2 protein-coding genes and 1 pseudogene are annotated in these 2,037 nt (G+C 63.3%); 1 reads left to right on the top strand and 2 read right to left on the bottom strand.

Annotated features, from left to right (window positions below; genetic code table 11):
* Window positions 1-178: 178 nt before the first annotated feature.
* Window positions 179-844: a DUF4304 domain-containing protein gene (locus tag ACN269_RS33945; protein WP_421477325.1), complete on the bottom strand. Its 666-nt coding sequence runs from the start codon at window positions 842-844 to the stop codon at window positions 179-181.
* 126 nt (window positions 845-970) lie between these two features.
* On the opposite strand from ACN269_RS33945, the gene ACN269_RS33950 reads away from it, so the two are divergent.
* Entirely contained in the window at window positions 971-1,528 is a 558-nt protein-coding gene (locus tag ACN269_RS33950) for a DM13 domain-containing protein (RefSeq protein ID WP_421477327.1), read from the top strand.
* A gap of 17 nt (window positions 1,529-1,545) precedes the next feature.
* On the opposite strand, the pseudogene ACN269_RS33955 reads toward ACN269_RS33950, so the two are convergent.
* Window positions 1,546-2,037: pseudogene (locus ACN269_RS33955) on the bottom strand (osmoprotectant NAGGN system M42 family peptidase); the annotation flags it as partial.

Raw genomic sequence — 2,037 nt, forward strand, 5'->3', positions numbered from 1 at the left:
ATCACTTCCGGCAACACCAACGCGCCGGTCATGCTGGTCGCAGAGCGCGCAGCGCGGGCGATCCTGGGATGAGTCGTTTCAGGCTTCACCTGCAGCTGTAGTCATTCAACCTGCGGCAACGGGTACGCGCGGTAAGGGAATGATTGTTTTCTACTGTGGCCCTGTGCGTTTGAACTCGTCATCGGGCGGCGATCGGGTCAAGCACCCCTCGCTCTTGCAGCACCCGCGCCCAGCGCCCAACAGCTGCGCTGATGTTGCGGTTGAAGATCGACCAACGGTCTTGATGCCCGAAGAAATCATGCAAGGTCGTGACGTACTCGGTCAGGGTGGCGATATCGTCGGTAGCGGCCAGGTACCGGCACGTCCTGTCGTATTCGATCAGCAAGTTGTTGTCGACGGCATATCGAACCAACTGCTCGGTCGTGCCGATCCGTTCCATCTCAGCGAGCACTAGATCAAGGCCGTCGCAGAGCGCGGCAGCGAGCTGCCCCATGTCGGTGCGACGGTCGAATCGCACCTCGTATGGCAGATCGGGTACCAATTGTTCCCAACGACGTTGCAGTAGCGAACCTTTGAGCGGATGTCCTACCCGCTCATCTCCAGGGCATGCAGAATCGACCTCAACCGATCCGACGCCCACGTTGACGAAGAATCCATGCCACGGCATGGAGCCGTTATGCCAGTCGGCCTGAAAGTCGATCATGTCGTAGAGCGGTTCTCGTCGCCGCTGGAAGCGGGAGTCGGATGCGTCAAAGCCGCGTTCTCGCAGGAAGGGGCCGACTTCGGCAGAAACCATCGCCTCGTAGGCCTGTTGCAATGAACCGTCGGCTGTCCCCTCACCCATGATCTAAGGCTAAGGCGCCGACACGGCCCTTCCGTGCACAAATTTGTGGAGCAACCGCAGTGTGCTCGCCGGAACCGATTTACCGGGATCGTCGTGAACGGTGACGAAAGCAGCGATAATTTTCCCATGACTGAATCGACTGATCGGTCACGCCCCCGTCGGCGTCTGATCCGCCACCCCCTCGTGCTCACCGGCCTAGTGATCGCGATTGTCGCCGCTGGCTTCGGTGCGTACTGGTTCCAGCCGTGGAAGCTGTTCACTAACACCGTGGTTGAGGAGGCACCGCCCACCGTGGCTACCGGCGAGGCGCCACCCGGTGCTGCGGCGACCGAGGTGGTGGCGCAGGGTTCCCTAGTCAGCCAGGAGCACGAGACGACCGGAGCGGTGCAGCTACTTCGACTCCCCGATGAATCGCTGGTGGTCCGCATCGAGGACCTCAACACCAGCGACGGCCCGGATCTGAAGGTGTGGCTGACCGACGCCCCGGTGACGCCCGGTCTCGACGGTGCCGGCGTTTTCGACGACGGTCGCTGGGTCGATCTCGGCGCACTGAAGGGAAACCGGGGCAGCGCCAATTACCCGGTGCCGGCGAGCGCCGATGCGGACGGTCTCACCAGCATCAGCATCTGGTGTGACCGCTTCAACGTGTCGTTCGGCGCGGCCGAACTCGCTCCGACTGCCTAACGAATGCTTCCACGGGGTCACGGCCACGTCGAGCCCGGCGACGGGTGGCCGGGACCGGTCGTGTCGTTGCGGGACAGAGGAACCCAGCGTTCCATAGGGGCGGGCTGCTTCGACGACGGAAAGTCATCCAACGTGCCCGACGGGTTGGCGTCCCACTGGTCGAACGTCAGCGGCGTGTGAAGCCACGCATGCAGCAGGTGGTAGGTCGCCACCAGCGACGCGATGTTGGTGCGTTCCCACCCATGACTGCCGTCGACCCCGGGGCCTACCAACGCAGCTCGGGTGCTCGCGCCCGCCTCGATCGCGGCGGCCGCGTCAGAACGGTAGAAGCGGAACACATCCCGGACATACCGAACACCCTGCTCGTCGGCGAGTCGGCACAGCCGGCGAGTGAGGTGATAGTCGTACGGCCCGTGCAGATCTGCCATCAGGACCGTGACAGCGTCTTCCAGCGACTGCAGGCCGGGCGCGCAGACAGCGTTGTCCACCGTGATCATCTCGGCGATGCC

The organism is Micromonospora sp. WMMD736, from assembly GCF_049179015.1.
Classification (GTDB): Bacteria; Actinomycetota; Actinomycetes; order Mycobacteriales; family Micromonosporaceae; genus Micromonospora.

What these genes read in the sequence shown, in the direction of transcription:
- ACN269_RS33950 (WP_421477327.1), top strand. Translation starts at nt 971, where the DNA reads ATGACTGAATCGACTGATCGGTCACGCCCCCGTCGGCGTCTGATCCGC.
- ACN269_RS33945 (WP_421477325.1), bottom strand. Translation starts at nt 844, where the DNA reads ATGGGTGAGGGGACAGCCGACGGTTCATTGCAACAGGCCTACGAGGCG.